This window comes from Bradyrhizobium sp. dw_411 (assembly GCF_018449695.1).
Lineage (GTDB): Bacteria > Pseudomonadota > Alphaproteobacteria > Rhizobiales > Xanthobacteraceae > Bradyrhizobium.
This window is the reverse complement of sequence record NZ_JAAVUY010000027.1, coordinates 40,728-63,140: the sequence shown is the minus strand read 5'-3', so window position 1 is coordinate 63,140 and position 22,413 is coordinate 40,728. Positions and strand designations below refer to the sequence as shown.

Genomic DNA, 22,413 nt, shown 5'->3' with positions numbered 1-22,413 from the left:
GCTCGCGCATGACGCTTTGTCAGTCCGGTCGATAGAACAGACTGGATTCCGCGCCATTACGGTTGGCAGACGCGCGCTGCTCGCATCGTGAAGACAGATCGCCCTATCCGCAAGGCGCTGTCTTTGGTTTGATCTTTTGCCGTGGCGGCACCCCGCCCGGTCGCTGTTTGTCGCGCCGCTAGGCCAGCCGGATGGCTTGCGGCTCGGATCGAGTATCTAAAAAGAAAACGATAACAACAGGTGGGGAAAGCAATGACGAACATCAGCGCCGATACGCCGATCGCCAGCAAGAACGATCTCAATGTGCCTTGGTACAAGACACTCAACCGCACGCAGTGGAACACGCTTGCCGCCTCGAATCTGGGATGGCTTTTCGACGGGTTCGAGAATTACGCCTTGATCCTGACGGCAGGGCCGGCTCTACGTCAGTTGCTCGATCCGGCCTTCCACGCGCAGGTTCCGTTTTATGTCGGCGTGATTATCGGCATCAACCTGCTTGGCTGGGGGATAGGTGGCCTGCTCGGCGGGATCCTCGCCGACTATATTGGCCGCAAGCGCATGATGGTACTGGCTATCATGGCCTATTCCATTATGACGGGGCTTTCCGCGTTTGCGTTTAGCTGGTGGTCCTTTGCCGCTCTACGCTTCATGGTCGGTATTGCGGTGGGTTCGGAATGGGCGACCGGAAGCTCCATGATCGCCGAACTGTGGCCGGACCGTGCTCGCGGCAAGGGGGCCGGGCTCATGCAATGCGGGCTCGGCATGGGCTTTTTCTTGGCGTCGCTGGTCTGGCTTTTCATCGCGCCAATAGGACCGAACAGCTGGCGCTACATGTACATGGTCGGCGTGCTCCCCGCCCTTTTGACGCTCTGGATCCGACGATCCATTCCGGAATCGGAAGTCTGGGAAAAGACCAATGATCGACGCGAAGCGGCGCAAGAGCGCAAGCGCCGCGGCGAACAACTCTCGGTGTCGGACGAACGGATCACCCGCTTCACGCTCACGGATTTGCTGACGGACGGAACGACCAGACGCTACACCATCGCGGCCTTCCTGATGTCGCTGACATCGACCGTCGGCTTCTGGAGCATCTCGACATGGGTGCCGCCCTACATCGGTTCGCTCGCCGCCTCCGAAGGGATACCGGTCGCTCAATGGACGAGTTATGTGGGCATGTGTTTTACGGCAGGCGCGATCGTCGGATATGCCGGATTCGGATTTCTTGCCGATGCTTTTGGCCGAAAACCGGTGACCCTCACCTTCTTCGCCCTCTCGTTTATCCTGACCCCTGCACTTTTCTTCCTGACCAAGGATCCGCGGGCATTGTTGGTGCTGGCCTTCGTCAACGCCATTTTCGTCAGCGGACAACATAGCTGGATGCCGATCTGGCTTCCGGAACTTTACCCGACACGGATGCGCGCAACCGCCCTTGCCTTTGTTTTCAACGGACCGCGATTCATCTCGTTCATGGGGCCGATGCTGGCAGGATCCATGATAGTCATGTTCGGTGGATTCGTAGAGGCTGCGATGACCCTGTCGTGCATTTACGTGGTCGGCTTTGTCGCGGCCTTCTTCCTGCCGGAGACGAGGGGCAAACCGCTGCCTGCTTGATAATATCCGGTAAGGCAAGCGGACCGTTTCGAGTGGCGAGCCATGGGCTGCGCATAGATGGAGAAATGACAATCATGGCGGCTCATCGGAAGACGGTTTACCGCGGTGTGTTTCCGGTCGTGCCGACAATCTTCGACGAGAACGGAGCGCTTGACCTCGACGGGCAACGCCGCTGTCTTGATTTCATGATCGATGCCGGTTCTCAGGGTCTTTGCATCCTCGCCAATTTCTCCGAGCAATTCGTCTTGACGGACGAGGAGCGCATGCAAGTGATGCACGCCTCGCTGGATCATGTCGCCGGCCGCATACCGGTTATCGTCACGACGACGCATTTCGGCTCGCACATCTGCGCGGATCGTTCCCGCCAGGCGCAAGCGGCCGGCGCCGCCATGGTGATGATCATGCCGCCCTATCACGGCGCGACCTTCCGGGTCGGAGAACCCGCGATCTACGAGTTTTTCAAGATCGTTTCGGACGCGATCGGCATTCCAATCATGATCCAGGATGCGCCGGTCGCCGGAACCCCTCTGTCTGCCGGGTTTCTCGCCCGCATGGCGAAAGAGATCGAGCATGTCGCGTACTTCAAGATCGAAACGCCGCAAGCGGCCAACAAACTTCGCGATCTTATCGAACTTGGCGGCGATGCGATCGAAGGACCCTGGGATGGCGAAGAAGGTATTACCCTTCTGGCAGATCTCGAAGCAGGCGCGAGCGGCGCGATGACCGGCGGCGGTTACCCCGACGGTATCAGGCAGATCACCGATCCGTATTTTGCCGGCGATCGCGCCAAGGCCGCGGAGGCCTATACGCGCTGGCTTCCGCTTATCAATTATGAGAACCGGCAATGCGGCTTGCAGGCCTGCAAGGTACTGATGAAGGAAGGGCGCGTGATCAAATCCGATGCCGTACGTCATCCGCTGAAACAGCTCAGGCCTGAAACGCGCGCCGGCTTGATCGAACTTGCCCGCGGCCTCGATGCGATGGCGCTGCGTTGGGGCCTCTAACACTGCCCGCGCATCTACCCGGACCAGGAGGCCACCAGACTAAAAGCGGACATCCGCTGGCCATGGCAACCTTATAGGTTGACGCCATCGAGACGGCGCAACGCGACGGAGGACTTGCCCGTTGTGCTGATCTGTCGCAGCCGACATCGTTGATCGTACTCCCGTCATTGCATCGCGAAATAGCAAGAACGCGATAGAATCAGCATTGAAAGATCAATAGGCACTTTCAACTGAAGCGCGGGAGAGAGTGATGAAGAGAATTACATTCTCGGCAATTTTGATCATTGCCGCGGTGGTCGCGGTCCTCGGCGGTAGAGCCGTTTCGGCGGAGGACAAGTACACGCTGCAGGTCCCCGGCGGCCTCGCCTTCTCCGAGTTCAGAGGATACGAGGGCTGGTCGGTCATTGCCATCAGTGAGAATGGCGGCCAGATCGCCGTGATCATGGGGAATCCCGCCATGATCGACGCCTATAATGAGGGCGTGCCCGGTAACGGCAAGCCCTTCCCGGACGGCGCGAAGATGGCAAAAATCCATTGGATCCCGAAAAAACAGGAAACGTATCCTGGCCAGCCAACGGTGCCGGGGACCCAGCATGACGTTGATTTCATGGTGAAGGATAGCAAGAGGTTCGCCGATAGTGGCGGATGGGGATATGCCGAGTTCGAGTATAACGCCGCGTCCGAGACGTTTCGGCCCGGCAATTTAAATGACGAGCCGCCACAGGCAAACGATGCCAAGTGCGGATACGCGTGCCACACGATCGTGCAGACAAAAGATTACGTTTTCACGGAATACGGGCACCGGTGAACTGCCGGCAGGATTGCCGGCGCGAGACGCGCGTCAAGTTAATGCAAGTCGAACTTTGAGGCGGGGCGTTATCCAGTTGAGAAACGCGCGGAGCTTGAGAGGCACCGGCTTTCGCGGGGCGTAGATGATGTGCACCGGCAACGGTACCGGCTCGAATTTTTCCAGCACGATCGCGAGTTTTCCCGCGTGCTTTGCCGCGTCCATCTTGTACGACATCACCCGGGTCAGTCCGGCACCTTCGATGGCGGCCAGCACGGCGGCTTCCGATGTATTTACGCACAGCCGCGACCTGATCGGAGCGATCGTCGCGCGGTTGCCGCGCACGAACTTCCAGGTTGACGGAGTGGCGTGATCGTCAATCGTGATGCAATCATGCCTGGTCAAATCGCTAAGCTGCTTAGGATGTCCGTGCGCTTCCAAATATGAGGGGCTCGCGCAAACAACGATGCGAATCGAACCGACCCGGGTCGCGATCATGCCGCTGTCGGGGAGAACGCCGACCCGGATGGCGATATCGATGCCCTCTTCAACCGTGTTGACGATGCGGTCGGTCAACATGAGCCGCAGGCATATTTCCGGGTAGGCTTTGAGGAATTCGACCGCGAGCGGCAACAAATGCGTGTGCCCGAGTCCCCACGGGCTCGTGACACCTAAATCCCCTTTTGGAATTCTGTACTCGCCAGAGACTTCCCGTTCCGCGTCGTCCACCTGTTCGATAATGCGTTTGCAGGCCTCAATATAGGATCGGCCCGCGTCGGTCAGCGTCATCCGCCGTGACGTCCGTTGAAAAAGCTGCGCTTTCAGGCGGGATTCAAGCTCGGCAACCTTTCGGCTTACGGTCGCGACCGGAGACCTCAGACGACGCGAGGCGGCCGAGATACTGCCCGTCTCGGTCACAGCAATGATGACAGACATTGCTTCCAGGCGATCCATGGGGGCTCCCTCTTTCCAAAATTCGAGAACTTCCTTCTCGATCATATGGACTGCCCGGCGGCGCCGCAACGCACTACCACGGTGATTAACCGGGGGCTTTGCATGACGGACCAAAACGGCTGCGACGCCTACGACCGAGCCACCTCACGTCGCGACGTTCTGATCGGCGCCATGGCTGCGGCTTCCACGCTGGCATTGTTGCCCACGGCCGGGATTGCCGCCGGTGCAGCGGATGCAAGCCTGCGGGTCGCACATGCCAGCAGAGGAGTTCGCAGGATGAGCACCATCACGACCAAAGACGGCTCCGACATTTTTTACAAGGACTGGGGCAAGGGACCGACCGTCGTCTTCAGCCATGGCTGGCCGCTCAACGCCGATGTCTGGGACGACCAGATGATGTTCATGGCTTCGCATGGCTATCGTTGCGTTGCCTTCGACCGCCGAGGCCACGGCCGATCGAGCCAGCCGTGGGAGGGCAACAATTATGACACCTTCGCGGAGGACCTCTCGGCCCTGATCGGATCGCTTGATCTCAAGGCCGCCACTCTGGTCGGGCATTCAGCGGGAGCCGGCGATATCGCGCGCTACATCGGGCGGCACGGGACCGTACGTGTTTCTGGAACGGTGATGGTATCTGCCATTCCACCGCTCATGCTCAAGACGTCGGCCAATCCCGGCGGCGTCCCGGTCGAGGTCTTCGATGGCATTCGTGCCGCGGTCGCTGGCGACCGGGCGCAGTTTTACCGCGACCTCGGCGGCGGACCGTTTTTCGGCGCCAACCGCCCGGACTCAAAGGTGTCTCAGGGTGTCAAGGACGCCTTCTGGCTCTGGAGCATGCAGGTTGGACTACGCGCTTCCTATGAAGGCATCAAGGCGTTCTCGGAAACCGACTTCACGCAGGATCTCAGACGATTCGACGTCCCGACATTGATCATCCATGGCGAGGACGACCAGAACGTTCCGATCGCGAACACAGCGCTGCTGTCATCGAAATTGATTAAGAAAGCAACGTTGAAGGTCTATCCCAATGCTCCGCACGGGCTGACGATCACCCACAAAGACAAGTTCAACGATGACCTTCTGGCGTTCGTCAAGGGCGTGAGCTGACGTTCAAAAGAGGTCCGGTCAATCGACCTAATGTGGAAGGGATGTGAACGATGAATACGGTGACGACAAAGGACGGCGTCGAAATATTCTACAAGGACTGGGGAAGCGGTCAGCCCATTGTGTTCAGCCACGGCTGGCCGCTGTCGGCCGACGACTGGGACGCGCAGATGCTGTTCTTCCTTGATCACGGCTATCGCGTCATCGCCCATGACCGCCGCGGCCACGGCCGTTCCACCCAGGTGGGTGACGGTCACGATATGGATCACTATGCCGATGACCTTGCCACGCTGACCGCGCATCTCGATTTGAAGCACGCCATTCACGTCGGTCATTCCACCGGCGGTGGCGAGGTGGTGCGCTATCTCGGACGGCACGGCGAGAGCCGTGTGGACAAGGCCGCGATTATCAGCGCGGTGCCGCCGTTGATGGTGAAGACATCAGGCAATCCGGGAGGACTTCCCAAGGAAGTTTTCGACGGATTTCAGGCGCAGCTCGCGGCCAACCGATCGCAGTTCTATCGCGAGGTCGCAGCAGGTCCCTTCTACAATTACAACCGGCCTGGAGTTGCGGCTTCAGAGGCGATCATCCAGAATTGGTGGCGCCAAGGCATGATGGGCGGCGCCAAGGCGCATTACGACGGCATCGTTGCTTTCTCCCAGACCGACTTCACCGCCGACCTCAAGAAGATCGGTGTTCCAGTGCTGGTGATGCACAGCGAAGACGATCAAATCGTTCCCTACGCCGACGCCGGGCCATTGTCGGCAAAGCTTCTGAAGAACGGGACATTGAAAACATACAAGGGATTCCCGCACGGCATGCCGACCACGCAGGCAGACATCATCAATGGTGACGTGCTCGCATTCCTTAGGAGCTGAGGAGAAAGTCATGAAACAGTCAGGCGGGAAATTGTTGTCGCGACGGGGGTTTTGCCTCTGTTGCGTGGGCGGCGGCACTTTGGCGGCGACAGGCGGATGGCTCACGCCGCGCCAGGCCTTCGCCGAAGCGCGGGGCCTCGTCAGTCTTATCAAGGACAGTGCCGCGGTGTCGCCGATCGTCACCCACAGGCTGCGCAACAATATAAGCGTGCTCGAAGGCTCCGGCGGGAACGTCGCGGTGCTGACCGGCCCCGACGGCAAAGTTCTGGTCGATGCCGGCATTGGCGTGTCACGCCCTCAGGTCACTCGGGCGCTTGCTGACCTCGGCGCCGATCCCATCACCCACCTCATCAACACACACTGGCACTTCGATCATACCGATGGAAATGCGTGGCTGAATTCGGCCGGTGCAAAAATCATCGCACAGGAAAACACCCGCAAGCATCTTCGCGAAGTTCAGCGTGTGGAAGACTGGGATTATAATTTCCTGCCGCTGCCACCGGGGGGAATTCCAAGCGAGATATTCGCAAAGGAACACGCCCTCAAGCTTAACGGCGCGTCCATTGCGATGAAATATTACGGCTCCGCCCATACCGACAGCGATATTTCGGTCACTTTCGCCGAGGCGGACGTCGTGCATGTGGCCGACACCTTCTGGAACGGCATCTACCCGTTTATCGACTATTCGACCGGCGGCAGCATCGACGGGATGATTGCGGCCTCCGACGCAAACCTCGCGGCGACAACGGACAATACCATCATCATTCCCGGGCACGGCAAGGCGGTGAGCAACAAGGCGGAGCTCAGGGAATTCCGCGAAATGCTCGTTACCGTCCGCGACAACGTTGCCGCGCTCAAGAAGCAGGGACGATCGCGGGACGAAACGGTCGCGGCCAAGCCGACCGCGGCCTTCGACGCCAAGTTCGGCCAATTCGTCATCGATCCCGGCTTTTTCACCAGGCTGGTCTACGAGGGCGTCTGACCGCGAATGTGCCAATCACCTTGACCTGGAGCCTCACATGAAGACCATCGAGCTTGCCGACAAGCGATATTCATTGGATCGCCGCCAGATTTTCTTCGGTCTGCCGCTATTGGCCGCCGGCGCCGCCTCGCCGCATGAGGTGTTCGCGGCGACGGCCTCACCGGGCAACGCAGCACCTATCGTCACACATCATCGGACCAGGACGATCGACGGCGTCAAGATATTCTATCGTGAAGCCGGGCCGGCGAACGCTCCCGTCGTTTTGTTGCTGCATGGCTTCCCGACTTCGTCGCACATGTTCCGCAATCTGATCCCGGAGCTTGCCGATCGTTATCATGTCATTGCCCCGGACTACCCGGGCTACGGCCAGAGCGACATGCCCGACCGCGCGAAGTTCGCCTATACTTTCGACCGCTTCGGGGAACTGGTTGACGGCCTGCTCGATCAGCTCGGCGTTGCGCGCTACGCCATGTACGTCATGGACTATGGGGCGCCGGTGGGTTGGCGTCTTGCCCTCAAGCATCCCGACCGCATCACGGCTCTCATTGTGCAGAACGGCAATGCGTACGAGGAAGGGTTGAAGGAATTCTGGGACCCGATCAAAGCCTATTGGTCCGATCACTCGGAAGCACACCGCAAGGCGCTTTACGTGCTGGTCGCGCCGGAAACGACCAAGTTCCAATACACGGACGGCGTCGCCGATGTCAGTCGCGTTGCGCCGGACAACTGGGTTCAAGACCAGGCACTGCTCGATCGGCCCGGCAACGCCGACATCCAGATGGATATCTTCTACGACTATCGCACCAATCTGCCGCTTTATCCGGCCGTGCAGGCTTATTTTCGCAAGCACCAGCCGCCGACGCTGATCGTCTGGGGCAAGAACGACAAGATATTTCCCGCCGATGGCGCGTATCCCTATAAGCGCGACCTTCCCAAGGTCGAATTCCATCTCATCGATACCGGTCATTTCGCGCTTGAAGACAAAGCAGACGAAATGGTCCCGCTGATCCGCGATTTCCTCAAGCGCAAGATCTGATCTTGAGGGGTCACCATGAAACGGCATGTTGTCATAACCTGTCTGGGTGCGATGACCGCATTCCTGGCCACGGCAATGCTATTGACGGCCGGGCGTGCCGACGACAGCTCTCCGATCTTCGGTGTCAAAATCCCGGAGGGATATCGCCAATGGGAGCTGATAGCGCCGTCACACGAAGCCGGCTTCAACGAGCTTCGCGGTATTCTCGGCAATGACGTCTCGATCAAGGCCTATCGCGAAGGAACGCTTCCTTTCCCCGACGGGGCGATACTGGCCAAGCTCGCCTGGAAGCGTGAGCCATCGTCAGAGTTTTCCGGCGCCTTCGTTCCCGGTCACAGCACGACAGTTCAAATCATGGTCAAGGACTCGAAAAAATACGCCTCGACCGGCGGCTGGGGCTTCGGCCGGTTCATCGATGGCAGAGCGGTGGACCAGGCACAGCACGAAACATGCTTTGCCTGCCACCAGGCCAATGTGAAGGACCACGACTTCGTCTTTACGCGGTTCGCGCCATGACGAGCGCGTTCGACTTGCCGGCCATCGCGGCGCCAGCTTCGCAGGAGCCAGCACGCCTTGTCGTTGGGCCGCCGCTCGCCGAGGCGCTGTCACGCGGCCTTGTCGTCGTTCAATATCGTGCCGCCAACCTTCGCATCATTCCCGTCTTCGGACCTGCTGCGCTCGCCGTGACCCCGCGTATCGGTCATGTGCATGTCACGCTTGACGATGCGCGATGGCATTGGGTGGATGCGAGCGGCGAGTTGATCATCCAGGGTCTTGCGCCGGGTCCGCATCGCCTGCTGATCGAGCTCGCCGATCCCACGCATCGGGTGATCGACAGCAAAGAGCTTGCTTTTGAGATTCCGGCACAGCCATCAAAGCAGACGTCCGCTGGCGACTCTTGACTTGTGGTTTACGCCTTGAACGCTGTGTGCGCGTGATTTGCCCGTCGCGTTAATCTGTCGCAAGCGGCGTTGTTGATCGCGCCCCCAAATCAAAGGCAGAATCATCGCGTCTCGTCCCACATGAGGGGCGTATCGCGATCGTCACGGACGCGGGATGGGATGCGGTGGACGCGGATGCGCCTTTGACGAATGGCACTGATGCGGACGGCAAAGTCGTGTGGTCCTGACGCCTCGACGCTGGCGTCAAGTTTCGCGGAAGTGTCCGCGAGGCGACGGTGGCAAAAGAGCCCGATCACCGGGGAGAGCACGAAGGAAACCGTTAACACCATCGCGTGCGGGAATGCCGGGTGTTTCGGCGTATCCGTGGTGACTAACGCGCGTGTTACCTACACACCACGCGCGGCTGCGGGTGCGCGAGCACCCGGCATTCCCCACGCCCTCAAGGGCGGAAGTTTTGGGCATAACCCGGGCGCATCGCGTCGCGGGAATACGAAGGTGTGTGCAGAAGAAGCACGAACACAACTCGTCATGCCCGGGCTTGACCCGGGCATCCATCAATTTCGCAAAAGTTTTTTAAGTGATGGATTGCCGGGTCAAGCCCGGCAATGACGGACCAATGGATAGTTTGAAAATTGAATCGGGAAACACCAACGCGCCCACACTCACCCCCGCTTCCCATACTTCGCCAGAAACATCTGCGTCGCGCTTTCGACGACTTGCGCGATGCGCTCGGGCGAGGGGGGCGGGGCGGCCTGGAAGATGAAGGGCAGAAACAGCGAGGCCTGGCACATCATCATGAATTGCGACGCGGCCAGTTGACAGTCTTCGATCGCGACATCGCCGGCGGACACATGCGCCTCGAGATAGCGGGCGAGGCTGTTGATGGTTTTTTCCAGGACGTTCTCATAATAGCGGCGGCCGACATCGGGCATCCGCTCGGCGATCGCCATCACGGTGCGGATCGCCGATCCGCCGCCGGGCCGGCAGATCAGGTGGATATAGTTCTGGCCGAAATCCCGCAGCGTGGTCGGCACGTCGCGCTCGGGGTCGAAGTTGAACGACAGCCGGCCTTGTTCGAGGGTTTCCTGCGCGACGATGGCCTCGAACAGCCGGCTCTTGTCGGCAAAGTAGACGTAAAGCGTCCCCTTGGAGACGCCGGCGGCGCGGGCGATTTCGCCCATGCTGGCGCCGTCAAAGCCGAGATCCATGAAGACCTTACTGGCGCCGGCGAGAATCTGCCGGCGTTTCGCGTTGTCCTCGTCAAATGATGTCTGCAGGTTGGGGTAGGGGGCTGCAACCATAAGTATCTTTTCTCGAAAACTCGCGGTCGTGGAAACGGCCGGGAAAGGACTCCTGCTCTATGATTCGAATATAACTTGACCGAACCGTTCGGTCAATGATAATTTAGTGAATGACGGTGCGGCGGAGCCATGTTGGGTCCTTCCGGCGCCGCGATATTTTATGAGGAGGCCGTTATGGCCGCAGCACGCGATCAGGCCGCACGTATCGTTCGCACCGAGCCAGGCCCGGCCGACAACGAGTCCGTGCGTGACGCCGCCGAACTGGCCGAACAGCTTCGCGCGAAGCTCTCGGAAGAAACTGCAACGCGTACCGCCGAGGTTTCTGAACGGCCCGCCGCCAACCCCACCAGCCAGCCGGCCGCTCCGGCCGCGACGGCTCCCGTTGTTGGAGCCGCGCCGAAATCCGGCAAGCGCAAGTTCGTGCTGATGGGCGTCGGTCTTTTGCTCGCGCTCGCCGCCGCCTCCTATGGCGTGCATTATTTTCTGGTCGGACGGTTTTTGGTATCGACCGACGATGCTTATGTGCGCGCCAACGCGACCACGCTCGGGGCGCGCGTATCGGGGCATGTCGCGACCATCTTTGCCGGCGACAACACGCTGGTGAAGGCTGGCGAAGTGGTCTTCAAGATCGATGACGGCGATTATCGCATCGCGGTCGATGCCGCGCGCACCCGGATCGAAACCCAGCAGGCCACCATCGACCGGATCGGCCGTCAGATCACCGCGCAGGAAAGCGCGGTCGAGCAAGCCAAGGCGCAACTCGCCTCCGCGGAAGCGGGCCTCAAGCGCGCCGGTCTCGACTACGACCGCCAGCACGAACTCTCCAGCCGGGGTTTTGCCTCGCGCGCGACCTTTGAACAGTCCGAAGCCGGCCGCGATCAGGGCGTTGCGGGCGTGAAGCAGTCACAGGCGGCCTACGATGCGGCGCTGAATAATGTCGAGGTCAACAAGGCGCAGCAGAGCGAGGCTCGCGCCCAACTGGCCGAACTGAAGACCTCGCTCGCCAAGGCGCAGCGCGATCTCGACTTTACGTCGGTGCGCGCGCCGGTCGACGGCACTTTCTCCAACCGTATGGTCAATACCGGTGATTTCATTGTGATGGGACAGCGGCTCGGCAATGTGGTGCCACTGAATGATGTATTCATCGATGCCAATTTCAAGGAGACGCAGCTCAAGCGGATCCGTCCGGGCCAGCCGGTGACGATCTCGGTTGACGCTTACGGCCATCGCAAGTTCGCGGCTGTCGTCGAGAGCATTTCGCCCGCTGCCGGTTCGGTGTTCACGCTGCTGCCGCCGGATAACGCCACAGGTAACTTCACCAAGATCGTGCAGCGGCTGCCGGTTCGCCTGCGGGTGCCGGCCGATGTCGCGCGGCAGAACCTGCTGCGCGCGGGCATGTCGGTCTACGCCACCGTCGATACCAAGGAAGGCGCCAAGGATGCCGACAGCGATGTCGACCTGGATTCACCGACAATGATTCACCCGCAATAATCCTTGCATCGGGCCGTGCGCCCGATGCCATCAGATGTAAGCCGAGCCCATCATGGCTGATGCCACTGCCGCCGCACCGGGAATGATGAACGCCACGGCCGCGCCGTCCGAGCGCATCGCGCCGCGGCGGCTGGTGGCGTTTCTCATCATGGTGTTCGGGATGTTCATGTCGATCCTGGACATCCAGATCGTCTCGGCCTCGCTTACCGATATCCAGGCCGGACTCTCCGCGAGTTCGAGCGAGATATCGTGGGTGCAGACTTCGTATCTGATCGCCGAAGTGATCGCGATTCCTTTGTCCGGCTTTCTGTCGCGCGCGCTCGGCACGCGGTTGCTGTTTGCGATCTCGGCTGCCGGCTTCACCATCGCGAGTCTGCTGTGCGGCTTTACGTCCTCGATCGAGCAGATGATCCTGTGGCGCGCGATCCAGGGTTTTTTGGGTGCGGGCATGATCCCGACCGTGTTCGCATCGGCCTATACGGTGTTTCCGCGCTCGAAATTCCATATCGTCGGCCCCATTATTGGTCTGGTCGCGACCCTGGCGCCGACCATCGGCCCGACGGTAGGCGGTTTCATCACCGACGCGATGTCATGGCACTGGTTGTTCTTCGTCAATGTCGTGCCGGGCGTGATCATCACCGTCGGCGTGCTGACGCTGGTCGATTTCGATCAGCCGAATTTCGCGTTGCTCGATCATTTTGACTGGTTCGGCCTGATCGCGATGGCGGGATTTCTCGGCGCGCTGGAATATGTGCTGGAGGAAGGCCCGCAATATGAATGGATGCAGGACACGTCAGTGGCGATCTGCGCCTGGGTTTGCGTAATTTCCGCGATTGCCTTTTTCTATCGCGTGCTGACCGCCAAGGAGCCGATCGTCGATATCAGGGCGTTCAACGACCGCAATTTCGCGATCGGTTGCCTGATCTCGTTCTGCGTCGGGATCGGACTTTACGGGCTGACCTACATGTATCCGCGCTATCTCGCGGAAGTGCGCGGCTACAGCGCGCTGATGATCGGCGAGACCATGTTCGTCTCCGGCATCACCATGTTCCTGGTTGCGCCGATCGTGGGGCGGCTGATGCAGAAGGTCGATATGCGCCTGATCATCGCGGCCGGCCTGATCATCTTTGCGCTCGGCTCCTACCAGATGACCTGGATCACCCGCGATTATGATTTCTATGAACTCCTGGTGCCGCAGATCCTGCGCGGCATCGGTATGATGTTCGCGATGGTGCCGACCAACAATATCGCGCTCGGCACTTTGGCGCCGGACCGGGTCAAGAATGCCTCGGGGCTGTTCAACCTGACGCGCAATCTCGGCGGCGCGGTCGGGCTCGCTGTGATCAACGAGGTGCTCAACGATCGCACCGATTTGCATATCGTGCGGTTGCAGGAACGGGTGACCTGGGGTAACGCGACCGCGACCGAAACGCTCAACATGTTCACCCAGCGCCTGCAGGGCATGGGCGACGCGGCCTTGATGGCGATGAAGCAATTGTCCCAGATCGTTCACCGCCAGGCCCAGGTGATGGGCTATGGCGACGCCTTCTTCATGCTGACGCTGTTCTATTTCGGCCTCAGCCTGATGGTCTTGCTGTTGAAGAAGCCGGCCGCGCTGTCCGGAGGCGGCGGCGGACATTAACGCCGGCGTAACCGGATATTGTCTGCCGCGGCGGTTCATGCTTGAACGGCGGCATGATGCGCGGCCTTATCCTCTCGCAATTGACGTCGCTGCCGCGCGCGCAGGCGGCGTCCGCGCGATGGATTGCCGCGGCACTGGGGCTGACGGCGGTGGCGTGGCTCGCGGTGCTGGCCGGATTGCTGGCGATAGCCGATCGTGTCCACGACGATGTGCCGGTCATGCTCGCGGTCAAATTGCCGCTATTGGCCTCGAAGCCGGAATTGATCTTCGCCGGCGAGAGCCGCACGGTCTATCAGGTCGATCCTTCACTGGCCGCGCAATTGATCGGCAAGCCGCCCGGCAGTGCGATCAATCTCGGCTACGATGCCGGCGAGCCTCTGGCGCTTGAAGCGGCGATGCATCGCATGCCCGACCGCTTTCGCAGTGCGCATGTCGTGATCAGCGTCGCACCCTTCCTGTTCAATGAGGGCGTGCGCTCGGCCGCCGTCTATCCGCAGGATGTCGCGGCACGGCTCGGTGTCGCTGAACTGATGAGTTCGTTCCTGCCGCTGCGGGTGGGCACGCTGATCCGGTTTATCCGCGAAGCCTTCGCCTCACGGCTGGTGGCCGATCAGCATATTGCGGAAATGGGTGCGCAGCCCAGCGCGTTCGGCCTCGATGTCATCGGCCACACCCAGCCCGATGACCGCTGGCCTGTAGATATCGGCTCGCATGCGCATTACGCCAACTGGAATATTGCCGGCGCGAAGGCGCGTTACGAACTCGGCGCCTTGTGCGACATGGTTGCGCTGACGCGCCAACTGACCGTGGTGATCCCGCCCTGGGCGCCGCGCTACGATCGCGCGCAGGATGCCGCGTGGCGCGACAAGGACGATCAATACGTCGCACTGGTCACCGATGCCGGTCATCGTTGTGGCTTCGATGTCCTCAACATCCCCTCGGTCGCTGGATTGGCGCAGGCCAATTACGCCGATGAGATGCATGTCAACATCTCGGGCATTCCAACCTACACGCGCTATCTGATGTCGCAGTTGAAGCATTAGCGACACGATGCTGTTCAGCTCCTACACGTTCCTGTTTCAATTCCTGCCGGTCACCGTGCTGGCCTTCGCGGCGGCGCGGCGGCATTCCCCGCGCGCGGGCATTCTGGTGCTGGCGGGCGCGTCGCTGTTCTTCTACGGCGCGTGGCGGCCGGTCTATCTGCTGTTGCTGCTGGCATCGGTCGGCGTCAATTTCGGGCTGGGCCTGCGGATGGAGGATCCGCTTCGCCGCCGCGCCATCGGCATATCAGGCGTCGCGCTTAATCTCGCATTGCTCTGTTATTTCAAATACACCAACTTCATCCTCGACAGCCTCAATGCGTTGACCGGCGCGCCGCTGCCGTTCGTCAATATCATCCTGCCGCTCGGCATCTCCTTCTTTACGTTTCAGCAGATCGCCTATCTGGTCGATGTGATGCGCGGCGCCAGGGTCGAGCGCGATATCGTCAGCTACACGCTGTTCGTTTCGTTCTTCCCGCACCTGATCGCTGGGCCTTTAGTGCATCACGCCGAGATGATCCCGCAGTTCAAGCGCGGCCGCACTGGACGTTCATCGGTGCTGGCGGCGCGGGGACTGGCGATCTTCGCCGCCGGCCTGTTCAAGAAAATTGTCATCGCCGACAATCTGGCGCAGTTCGTCTCGCCGGTGTTCGCGCATCTCGATGCCGGCGGGGGCGTCACTACGTCTTGGGCGTGGCTCGCGACCTCGGCCTACACGCTGCAGATCTATTTCGATTTCTCCGGCTATTCCGACATGGCGGTCGGGCTCGCGCTGTTGTTCGGCATCCGCCTGCCGGTGAATTTCCGCTCGCCCTATAAGGCAACCTCGATCGTCGATTTCTGGCGTCGCTGGCACATCACGCTGTCGCGGTTCCTGCGCGACTATCTCTACATTCCGCTCGGCGGCAACCGGCTCGGCGAGATCAGGCGCTATCTCAATCTGCTGGTGACGATGCTGCTCGGTGGCCTCTGGCACGGCGCAGGCTGGAATTTCCTGATCTGGGGCGGCCTGCATGGCCTTTATCTCTGTATCAATCATCTCTGGCAGGCGTGGCGCGGTGGCCGTGCTTCAAAGAGTGGCCTGTTTGTAAAAATCGTCTCCTGGGCGATCACATTCGTGGCCGTCGTTCTCGCATGGGTGTTCTTCCGCGCCAAAACCCTCGGCGGCGCGTGGCAGATGCTGAGCAGCCTGTTCGGATTTGATGGCGGCAGTTCCGCCTATGCTTCGCCCGGCATCCTGCGGCTGATGGATTTGCCGCTGCTGGTCGGCGAGCCGCTTCTGCTGACGATCGGTGGCAGCGCGGTCGCATTGGCGCTGGCGATTGCGCTCGGCCTGCCCAATGTCCCGCAACTATTTGGCTATCGCGAATACCGCCGCGCACCGGAGCGTACGAACTTTGTGCGCTGGCGGCCGAATGCCGTATGGGCGCTGCTGTCAGCGCTGGCGCTGGCGATCTCGCTGTTCGGCATGTGGCAGCGGCTGGAGTTTCTGTATTTTCAGTTCTGAGCTTGCGCCTCGATCGCGTCCGCCGACGGCTTGCGAGTCCGGGTGCGGCTGCTGATCGCTACCGTGGCGACGACGGCAGCGGCGAACAGCAAAATCTGCGGCGTGATCGTTTCGCCATTGAAGAAAGCCGCGATCGCGAACGTAACGAAGGGCTGCAGCAACTGCACCTGCGAGACGCGCGTGATGCCGCCCATCGCCATGCCGGCATTCCACGCAAAGAATCCGATCCATTGCGAAAACAGCGCGACGTAGAGCAGCGCCAGCCAGGGCTTCAATCCGATATGGGTGATATCCGGCGGCAGGGTCAGTGCGGCTGCGGGCAGCGAGATCGGCAGCGCCACCACCAGCGCCCAGCTAATTACTTCCCATCCCGGCATGATCGCGGTGAGCCGTCCGGAATAGGCATAGCCGACCGCGGAGGATGCGACCGAGCCGAACATCAGGAGATCGCCGACCGAAAGCGAGCCGCCGCTTTGGCGCATCGAAAACCAGATCACAAGGGCCGCGCCGACGAGCGATGCGATCCAGAACAACGGCTTCGGCCGCTCATGGGTGATGATGACGGCCATGCATGCCGTGGCGATCGGGAGAATCCCGAGCACGACGGCGCCGTGCGAGGCGTCGACGGTTTTCATGCCGATCGCCATCAGCAGCGGAAACATGATGCTCACGCCCAGCGCCGCGACGGCCAGTTGCGGCCACAGCCGGCGCGGCGGAAGCGGCCGGCGCAACACGATCAAGACTGCCAGCGAACACAGTCCGGCGATCGCGGTGCGCATCGCGGTGACGGCGAACGGATCGATGGCCGACACCGCGATGCGCGTCGCGGGTAGCGAGCCGCCGAACACGACGACGCCGATGAAGCCCAGCAACAGACCGAGATGTTCGCGGGAGATTGAGGCGGAGGGCAATGATGAGGAAGACATGGGCGCCAAGGAAGACATGGGCGCGCAGAGGTAGCGACTTTGCCGGTGCGCGTATAGCGCTCACAGTCCTCGCATGGCGGCCATGCGTTGGATCGTTTAACGCAAGCTGCTCCAGACCAAAGTGATCCCGGACAGAAACAAAATGCCGAGCACGACATCGCGGAAATTATTGTCGCTGAGCGCGCGATAGGTCCGTGCGCCGAGCCAGGCGCCTGTGATCGTGCCCGGCAGCGCGAGCAATGTCAGCGACATGATTTCCCGGGTGATGAATCCAGTGCCGGCCTGCAGGCAAAAAGCGGCTGTTAACACCGTCCAGTTGAAGGTCTGAAACACGCCGCGCCGCTGGTCCTTGTCCCAGCCGCGCACGCTGGCCCACAGAATCGGAATCGGACCGGACAGGCCGGCCAGTCCGCCGAGGATGCCGCCCACGAATCCGATTCCCGTATCGGCAATCCGGCCGCCGAAGGAGAGCGCCACCGGACGGCGGTTGAAATGGAGCGCCACCGGAAACACCAGCAGCAATACCCCGACGCCTAATTTGAAACTGGCGGGATCGGCATGGGCGATCAGCAGGGTCCTGAGCGGCACGCCGGCGAGACCACCGAGCAGAAAGGGCCAGACCAGCCCGAAGTCGATGGATCGCCAGATCGAGGGCGGCGTCGAAGTCTGCGAGATGATGGAGCAGATCAGGATGAGCGGCACGACCACCGAAGGCGGCAGCACATAGAGCCAGATCCCGAGCACGATCAGCGCGGTGCCGAACCCGGCGAGGCCGGAGACAAAGCCTCCGGCGAGCGCGCCGAACAACACAACCGCTGACGCGATCGGGCTCATCGCCGCCCGGCCATTGCGGCGCTTTCACATCTGTTGTTCACGCTTACTGACCGTCGCGGCGCCTGGATCCAAACAACGCCGTGTACAGATCGGTCGTCGGTCCGTTGCTGGTGATGCCGTAAGCCGTCGGCGTGTCGGCCTCGGGCGGAGGCTGTGGCGCGGCTGGCTGTTGCGCGACTTGAGCGTTGACGGGTGGCGGCGCAGGCTGAACCGGCTGGGTTGCCACCGTTGAGTTTGCGGGCTGAACCTGACGGTTCGCGGCGGATGCGGTGGCGCGCTGAGCCTTTTGCTTTGCGGCAGGTGTCGTCGCGGGCGGGACCGGCTCGATTGGCGTGGACGCAACCACGGGTTCGACCGGCTGTGATGCGGCGGGCGGCGGCGCGTCGCGCCGGCTGGAGCCGAACAATTCGGTGTAGAGATCGGTGGTGGGTCCGTCGCTGGTGAAGCCGTAACCGGTCTTGTAGGGCTGTTCGCCCTGGTCGTTGGACGCCTGGGCGTTTGCGTTCGACGCGGTCATGCGTGAGTCCGCGCAGCCGGCGATCGCAATCGCTGCAGCGGCGAGTACCGGCATGGCTCGGATACAACGCAATAGACGGCTCAAGACGATTTCCCCCGGACCGACAAGTAGGCCACCGGGTAGCATTACCGCCAAGGTATGGCACCGGCAAGGCAAACGGCAGTCAAGCACCGCCGGAAGGAACCCGCCGCGACCGATCGGCCGTCATGCTTAATTGGCGAGGGGTCCGGCGTGGTTGCGCCGAACCCCTCATTTTGGTCCATTTAGACGCGTTTTCTTCACGCGAACCGGAAGTCCACTTCGCTCGAAAACGCTTTAGAGCATCAGCCGGCCTGTAAGCCGGGTTTTGTAGGGCACCGCCGGCTTGCGCAGACGATACGTGACGGCCATTCCTCTGGGACAATGTTTGCACATTGCCTCGAGCAACCTACCCGGACGGCGAGCCTGACAACGCCCTGCGGAGTTATCGCCTTGCGGCGAACATCCCGCGTTGCCGTCCCTATTCGGTCTTGCTCCCGGTGTGGTTTGCCATGCCGTTTCCGTTGCCGGACCCGCGGTGCGCTCTTACCGCACCTTTTCACCCTTACTGCGCCGACGCCCCGAAGGGAGAAGGCGAGCGGTTCGTTCTCTGTGGCACTGTCCCTGGGGTCGCCCCCGCCGGACGTTATCCGGCACCGTTTGTCGATGGAGCCCGGACTTTCCTCCCCAGCCACCTTTCGGTGATTGCCGGAGCGGCCGTCCGGCCGACTGACGCCTTAAGGCATGAGGGCTCGGGCCTGTCGCGTCAAGGCAATTACGGCGGTACGGTCTCCCAAAATAAATTATCCTGAAGATGTCGTTTGACGATCGGACCGTTCGACTGGATGTCGGCAAGGGAGCCAATCAAGTCAGCCGATCACGTCAGCACAGGGAGTTAATGCGATGCAGTATTTATTGATGATTTATCGGAGCGAAGCCGAACTCGGGACCATGAGCGCCGCCGACCGCAAGAACATGACGGCGGAATATGGTGTGTTCACCCAATCCATTATCCAGAGCGGCAATTTCAAGGCCGGCGATGGGCTGCAACCGACATCGACCGCGACCACCGTGCGCGTCCGCGACGGCAAGACGTTGACCACAGACGGTCCGTTTGCGGAGACGCGCGAACAGCTCGGGGGCTATTATCTGGTCGAAGCCAAGGATCTCAACGCCGCGCTCGAGATCGCCGCCCGCATTCCCGGCGCCAAGACGGGATCGGTCGAGGTTCGGCCGGTCATGATCTATGATTGAGGGACAAAGGACGCCGTCATTCCGGGGCATCGCGATAGCGATGAGCCCGGAATCTCGAGATTCCGGGTTCGTCCTTCGGACGCCCCGGAATGACGGCGAACCACAATAATGACACCGACCGAGATCGAAAAAATATTTCGCGACGAGACGGGTCGGGCGCTGGCAACGCTGATCCGCCTCGTCGGCGATTTCGATCTCGCGCAGGATGCGTTGCAGGATGCGTTTGCGGTCGCGTTGGAGCGCTGGCCGGCCGGCGATCCGCCGTCCAATCCGCGGGCGTGGCTGGTCAATGTCGGACGCAACAAGGCGATCGACCGGGTTCGCCGCCAGACTACGTTTCGCGGCAAGCAGTCCGAATTGACGCATGAATTGCTGAACAACGCCGCCGCTTCCGACGAGGCGTTCGAACTGAGCGAGCTTGACGACGACGCGTTGCGGCTAATCTTCATCTGCTGCCATCCGGCCTTCGCCGATGAGGTCAAGGTCGCGCTGACGCTACGCACGATCTGCGGGCTGACGACCGCACAGGTCGCGCGCGCATTTCTCGTCAGCGAAGACGCGATGGGGCAACGCCTGGTCCGCGCCAAGCAGAAAATCCGGCTCGCCGGTATCCCCTACGAGGTGCCGGACCGCGAAGCGCTGGCGCCGCGGCTGCGCGGTGTGCTCGCGGTAATCTATCTGGTGTTCACCGAAGGTTATGCGGCGACCTCGGGCGAGGATCTGATGCAGCCTTCACTCGCGCGGGAATCGATCCGGCTGTGCCGTCTGCTCGATGGCTTGATGCCGCAGCGGCGCGAGATCAAGGGATTGCTGGCGCTGATGCTGCTGCACGATGCGCGCCGTGCCGGGCGCGAAACCGCCGGCGGCGATATCGTGCTGCTTGAGGAACAGGATCGCGGATTGTGGGATCATGCGCAGATCGCCGAAGGTCTCAAGCTGGTCGAGGACGCCTTGCAGTTACCGGGGCCGCCGGAACCCTATGCGGTGCAGGCTGCGATTGCGGCGCTGCATGCGCGGGCGCCGAATTATAGCGATACCGATTGGCCGCAGATCGCCGGGCTTTATGAAGTCCTGCTGCGCATCAGCCCGTCGCCGGTGATCGAGCTTAATCACGCTGCCGCGGTCTCGATGGTCGACGGTCCATCTCGCGCACTCGATCTGATCGGTGCGCTGGAAGCCCGCGGCGGACTGAACGGCTATGATTTATTGCCTGCGGTCCGCGCCGATTTGTTGCGCCGGCTCGGCCGCTTTGAGGCGGCGCGCGAGGCCTATCTGGCAGCGACCGCCGCGACGCAACTCGAGCCGCTGCGAAGGCTCTATGCGCGGCGGATGGCGGAGATGGATGGGAAGTGAGTCTGGCTCGCTATTTCCGCGTCATTGCGAGCCAACGGGTCGGCGCAGAGCGCCGCCCGATGACAGGCTCCGCGAAGCGATCCATGAAACAACGGTACTGGGTGCGAGATGGATTGCTTCGTCGCTTGCGCTCCTCGCAATGACGATTCTGAATGGGGTTACCCCGCCGCAACCGCCTTGGCTTCTTCCGGCAAGCTCGCCAGCAGCGCCTGCAGCGTGGTCAGTGTCGAATGGTCGGCAACGCCGTCGACGCGGGCGGGGCGGAAGTGGCGCTGGAACGCGGTGACCACCTCCATGGTGGTCCCGTCGTATTTTCCGTTGATCGGCAGGCCGTAGCCGTAGCGGGCGAGCGCCTGCTGCAGATCGCTGACGTCGTCGCCGATGGTGCCGAGTTTAAGGCTCTCACCGCGCACCACCGGCGCCGGCTGCACCCAGTGGCCGACGCCTGAGTTCGCCAGGGAATGCCAGGGAAATTTCTCGCCGGGATCTTTCTTGCGCGAGGGCGCGACGTCCGAATGTCCGAGCACGCGATGCGAGGGGACGTTGCGGCGGAGCATGATGCCGCGGCACAGTGCGATCACAGCGGCGGTCTGGCGCAGCGGAAATTCCGGATAGCCCCAGTCATGGCCGCGGTTAACGATCTCGACGCCGATCGAGCAGGAGTTGATGTCTTCTTCGCCGGCCCATAACGCGACGCCGGCGTGCCACGCGCGCTTGGCTTCGGGGACGGTCTGCACGATGCGGCCGTCTTCCAGCACGATGTAATGCGCTGATACGTCGGTGCCAGCGGTGCACAGCCGCGCGATCGCGCCCTCCACATCGGGCATGCCGGTGTAGTGCAGCACGATCATGTCGGGAAGGCGGCCCTTGTTGCGGTCGCCATAATTCGCCGACGGGATGACGTCCGAAGCGATCGAGGAATCGGGAGTGAATGTCTTCATGTTCGCATTGGTATGGGGCAGCGGAACGGCGCGTTGACGCTTCGAATCAACACCAGCAGACGCGAACGTACCGAGCGACATGTGACTACTCAAACCGGGCAGGAGAACGGCAAGGTTGCGTCTTCACGACGAACCTCGTTTACTATTCCTTTACGATGTCATTGATGCAATGCGGAAATCCACGCCACTTCGTATTTTGGCCGGGTGTGTGCGACGTGCATCACTTGGGGTTCCGCCGGTCCTCAGATCCTCCAAACCCGTCAACGCTTTCTTAACGCTAACTGACGTTACTAAGTGGTGAAGAGCCGAACCGGTTTTGGGGCGGCCGAAG

At 61.3% G+C, this 22,413-nt stretch carries 21 protein-coding genes and 1 other RNA gene; 15 read left to right on the top strand and 7 right to left on the bottom strand.

The genetic code is table 11. The features are described 5' to 3' along the window. The first annotated feature begins 252 nt into the window (after positions 1-252). The 3 genes from HB676_RS31490 to HB676_RS31480 all read left to right on the top strand — a co-directional run bounded on the left by HB676_RS31490 (position 253) and on the right by HB676_RS31480 (position 3,423). Positions 253-1,611, top strand: coding sequence for an MFS transporter (locus HB676_RS31490; RefSeq protein WP_213742396.1), 1,359 nt, complete (start codon positions 253-255; stop codon positions 1,609-1,611). Positions 1,612-1,685: 74 nt separating this feature from the next. Continuing rightward, complete coding sequence (locus HB676_RS31485) at positions 1,686-2,615, top strand: dihydrodipicolinate synthase family protein (protein ID WP_249780552.1); 930 nt, start codon at positions 1,686-1,688, stop codon at positions 2,613-2,615. A 250-nt stretch (positions 2,616-2,865) separates the two neighbouring features. Continuing rightward, positions 2,866-3,423, top strand: coding sequence for a cytochrome P460 family protein (locus HB676_RS31480; RefSeq protein WP_213742394.1), 558 nt, complete (start codon positions 2,866-2,868; stop codon positions 3,421-3,423). Between the two features lie 33 nt (positions 3,424-3,456). On the opposite strand, the gene HB676_RS31475 is transcribed toward HB676_RS31480, so the two are convergent. Further along, entirely contained in the window at positions 3,457-4,356 is a 900-nt protein-coding gene (locus HB676_RS31475; protein WP_213742416.1) for a LysR family transcriptional regulator, read from the bottom strand. 102 nt (positions 4,357-4,458) lie between these two features. Between HB676_RS31475 and HB676_RS31470 the strand changes: the two genes are divergently transcribed. Genes HB676_RS31470 through HB676_RS31445 form a run of 6 tightly spaced genes read left to right on the top strand, consistent with a single transcriptional unit; the run spans position 4,459 to position 9,258 of the window. Beyond that, positions 4,459-5,463 carry an alpha/beta hydrolase gene (locus HB676_RS31470; protein ID WP_213742393.1) on the top strand — a complete coding sequence of 335 codons (1,005 nt, stop codon included), beginning with the start codon at positions 4,459-4,461 and terminating at the stop codon, positions 5,461-5,463. A gap of 50 nt (positions 5,464-5,513) precedes the next feature. Beyond that, positions 5,514-6,338: an alpha/beta hydrolase gene (locus HB676_RS31465; protein WP_213742392.1), complete on the top strand. Its 825-nt coding sequence runs from the start codon at positions 5,514-5,516 to the stop codon at positions 6,336-6,338. Positions 6,339-6,348: 10 nt separating this feature from the next. Next, positions 6,349-7,320 carry an MBL fold metallo-hydrolase gene (locus HB676_RS31460; RefSeq protein WP_213742391.1) on the top strand — a complete coding sequence of 324 codons (972 nt, stop codon included), beginning with the start codon at positions 6,349-6,351 and terminating at the stop codon, positions 7,318-7,320. A 37-nt stretch (positions 7,321-7,357) separates the two neighbouring features. Then, positions 7,358-8,356, top strand: coding sequence for an alpha/beta hydrolase (locus HB676_RS31455; protein ID WP_213742390.1), 999 nt, complete (start codon positions 7,358-7,360; stop codon positions 8,354-8,356). Between the two features lie 51 nt (positions 8,357-8,407). Continuing rightward, positions 8,408-8,872, top strand: coding sequence for a cytochrome P460 family protein (locus tag HB676_RS31450; protein ID WP_249780555.1), 465 nt, complete (start codon positions 8,408-8,410; stop codon positions 8,870-8,872). Then, entirely contained in the window at positions 8,869-9,258 is a 390-nt protein-coding gene (locus tag HB676_RS31445) for a DUF6130 family protein (RefSeq protein WP_249780551.1), read from the top strand. Before HB676_RS31450 ends, HB676_RS31445 begins: the two co-directional genes overlap by 4 nt. A gap of 662 nt (positions 9,259-9,920) precedes the next feature. On the opposite strand, the gene HB676_RS31440 is transcribed toward HB676_RS31445, so the two are convergent. Beyond that, positions 9,921-10,559 carry a TetR/AcrR family transcriptional regulator gene (locus tag HB676_RS31440; RefSeq protein WP_213742387.1) on the bottom strand — a complete coding sequence of 213 codons (639 nt, stop codon included), beginning with the start codon at positions 10,557-10,559 and terminating at the stop codon, positions 9,921-9,923. A 174-nt stretch (positions 10,560-10,733) separates the two neighbouring features. On the opposite strand from HB676_RS31440, the gene HB676_RS31435 reads away from it, so the two are divergent. The 4 genes from HB676_RS31435 to HB676_RS31420 are packed head-to-tail and all read left to right on the top strand — an operon-like array spanning position 10,734 to position 16,239. Next, entirely contained in the window at positions 10,734-12,050 is a 1,317-nt protein-coding gene (locus tag HB676_RS31435; protein ID WP_213742386.1) for an HlyD family secretion protein, read from the top strand. Positions 12,051-12,102: 52 nt separating this feature from the next. Then, a complete protein-coding gene (locus HB676_RS31430; RefSeq protein ID WP_213742385.1) occupies positions 12,103-13,692 on the top strand; it encodes a DHA2 family efflux MFS transporter permease subunit in 1,590 nt (529 codons plus the stop codon). A 53-nt stretch (positions 13,693-13,745) separates the two neighbouring features. Then, the gene (locus HB676_RS31425) at positions 13,746-14,735 is read left to right on the top strand and encodes a hypothetical protein (protein ID WP_213742384.1); all 990 of its coding nucleotides are present in this window, start codon (positions 13,746-13,748) and stop codon (positions 14,733-14,735) included. 7 nt (positions 14,736-14,742) lie between these two features. After that, complete coding sequence (locus HB676_RS31420) at positions 14,743-16,239, top strand: MBOAT family protein (protein ID WP_213742383.1); 1,497 nt, start codon at positions 14,743-14,745, stop codon at positions 16,237-16,239. On the opposite strand, the gene HB676_RS31415 is transcribed toward HB676_RS31420, so the two are convergent. From HB676_RS31415 to rnpB, 4 genes are all read right to left on the bottom strand, one after another. Continuing rightward, positions 16,230-17,165 (bottom strand): DMT family transporter, encoded by a 936-nt coding sequence (locus tag HB676_RS31415; protein ID WP_213742382.1) that lies wholly within the window; start codon positions 17,163-17,165, stop codon positions 16,230-16,232. The two genes, HB676_RS31420 and HB676_RS31415, sit on opposite strands and share 10 nt — an antisense overlap. Positions 17,166-17,261: 96 nt before the next feature. Continuing rightward, on the bottom strand, positions 17,262-17,999 hold the full coding sequence (locus tag HB676_RS31410) for a sulfite exporter TauE/SafE family protein (RefSeq protein WP_213742381.1): 738 nt from the start codon (positions 17,997-17,999) through the stop codon (positions 17,262-17,264). Positions 18,000-18,042: 43 nt separating this feature from the next. Further along, positions 18,043-18,516 (bottom strand): hypothetical protein, encoded by a 474-nt coding sequence (locus HB676_RS31405; RefSeq protein ID WP_213742380.1) that lies wholly within the window; start codon positions 18,514-18,516, stop codon positions 18,043-18,045. 319 nt (positions 18,517-18,835) lie between these two features. Continuing rightward, an RNA gene (gene rnpB, locus HB676_RS31400) (RNase P RNA component class A) lies at positions 18,836-19,267 on the bottom strand. A 170-nt stretch (positions 19,268-19,437) separates the two neighbouring features. On the opposite strand from rnpB, the gene HB676_RS31395 reads away from it, so the two are divergent. Then, a complete protein-coding gene (locus tag HB676_RS31395) occupies positions 19,438-19,788 on the top strand; it encodes a YciI family protein (RefSeq protein WP_213742379.1) in 351 nt (116 codons plus the stop codon). Positions 19,789-19,896: 108 nt separating this feature from the next. Continuing rightward, the gene (locus HB676_RS31390; RefSeq protein ID WP_213742378.1) at positions 19,897-21,141 is read left to right on the top strand and encodes an RNA polymerase sigma factor; all 1,245 of its coding nucleotides are present in this window, start codon (positions 19,897-19,899) and stop codon (positions 21,139-21,141) included. Positions 21,142-21,299: 158 nt separating this feature from the next. On the opposite strand, the gene HB676_RS31385 is transcribed toward HB676_RS31390, so the two are convergent. After that, positions 21,300-22,082 carry an N-acetylmuramoyl-L-alanine amidase gene (locus HB676_RS31385; RefSeq protein WP_249780550.1) on the bottom strand — a complete coding sequence of 261 codons (783 nt, stop codon included), beginning with the start codon at positions 22,080-22,082 and terminating at the stop codon, positions 21,300-21,302. Between the last annotated feature and the right edge of the window lie 331 nt (positions 22,083-22,413).

Excerpts from the sequence above, each read along its gene's own strand:
- HB676_RS31395 (WP_213742379.1), top strand. The coding sequence starts at position 19,438 with ATGCAGTATTTATTGATGATTTATCGGAGCGAAGCCGAACTCGGGACC.
- HB676_RS31385 (WP_249780550.1), bottom strand. The coding sequence starts at position 22,082 with ATGAAGACATTCACTCCCGATTCCTCGATCGCTTCGGACGTCATCCCG.
- HB676_RS31415 (WP_213742382.1), bottom strand. The coding sequence starts at position 17,165 with ATGTCTTCCTCATCATTGCCCTCCGCCTCAATCTCCCGCGAACATCTC.
- HB676_RS31405 (WP_213742380.1), bottom strand. The coding sequence starts at position 18,516 with ATGACCGCGTCGAACGCAAACGCCCAGGCGTCCAACGACCAGGGCGAA.
- HB676_RS31450 (WP_249780555.1), top strand. The coding sequence starts at position 8,408 with ATGACCGCATTCCTGGCCACGGCAATGCTATTGACGGCCGGGCGTGCC.
- HB676_RS31485 (WP_249780552.1), top strand. The coding sequence starts at position 1,686 with ATGGCGGCTCATCGGAAGACGGTTTACCGCGGTGTGTTTCCGGTCGTG.
- HB676_RS31430 (WP_213742385.1), top strand. The coding sequence starts at position 12,103 with ATGGCTGATGCCACTGCCGCCGCACCGGGAATGATGAACGCCACGGCC.
- HB676_RS31475 (WP_213742416.1), bottom strand. The coding sequence starts at position 4,356 with ATGGATCGCCTGGAAGCAATGTCTGTCATCATTGCTGTGACCGAGACG.
- HB676_RS31425 (WP_213742384.1), top strand. The coding sequence starts at position 13,746 with ATGATGCGCGGCCTTATCCTCTCGCAATTGACGTCGCTGCCGCGCGCG.
- HB676_RS31410 (WP_213742381.1), bottom strand. The coding sequence starts at position 17,999 with ATGAGCCCGATCGCGTCAGCGGTTGTGTTGTTCGGCGCGCTCGCCGGA.
- HB676_RS31440 (WP_213742387.1), bottom strand. The coding sequence starts at position 10,559 with ATGGTTGCAGCCCCCTACCCCAACCTGCAGACATCATTTGACGAGGAC.
- HB676_RS31455 (WP_213742390.1), top strand. The coding sequence starts at position 7,358 with ATGAAGACCATCGAGCTTGCCGACAAGCGATATTCATTGGATCGCCGC.
- HB676_RS31480 (WP_213742394.1), top strand. The coding sequence starts at position 2,866 with ATGAAGAGAATTACATTCTCGGCAATTTTGATCATTGCCGCGGTGGTC.
- HB676_RS31445 (WP_249780551.1), top strand. The coding sequence starts at position 8,869 with ATGACGAGCGCGTTCGACTTGCCGGCCATCGCGGCGCCAGCTTCGCAG.
- HB676_RS31460 (WP_213742391.1), top strand. The coding sequence starts at position 6,349 with ATGAAACAGTCAGGCGGGAAATTGTTGTCGCGACGGGGGTTTTGCCTC.
- HB676_RS31390 (WP_213742378.1), top strand. The coding sequence starts at position 19,897 with ATGACACCGACCGAGATCGAAAAAATATTTCGCGACGAGACGGGTCGG.
- HB676_RS31465 (WP_213742392.1), top strand. The coding sequence starts at position 5,514 with ATGAATACGGTGACGACAAAGGACGGCGTCGAAATATTCTACAAGGAC.
- HB676_RS31435 (WP_213742386.1), top strand. The coding sequence starts at position 10,734 with ATGGCCGCAGCACGCGATCAGGCCGCACGTATCGTTCGCACCGAGCCA.
- HB676_RS31490 (WP_213742396.1), top strand. The coding sequence starts at position 253 with ATGACGAACATCAGCGCCGATACGCCGATCGCCAGCAAGAACGATCTC.
- HB676_RS31420 (WP_213742383.1), top strand. The coding sequence starts at position 14,743 with ATGCTGTTCAGCTCCTACACGTTCCTGTTTCAATTCCTGCCGGTCACC.
- HB676_RS31470 (WP_213742393.1), top strand. The coding sequence starts at position 4,459 with ATGACGGACCAAAACGGCTGCGACGCCTACGACCGAGCCACCTCACGT.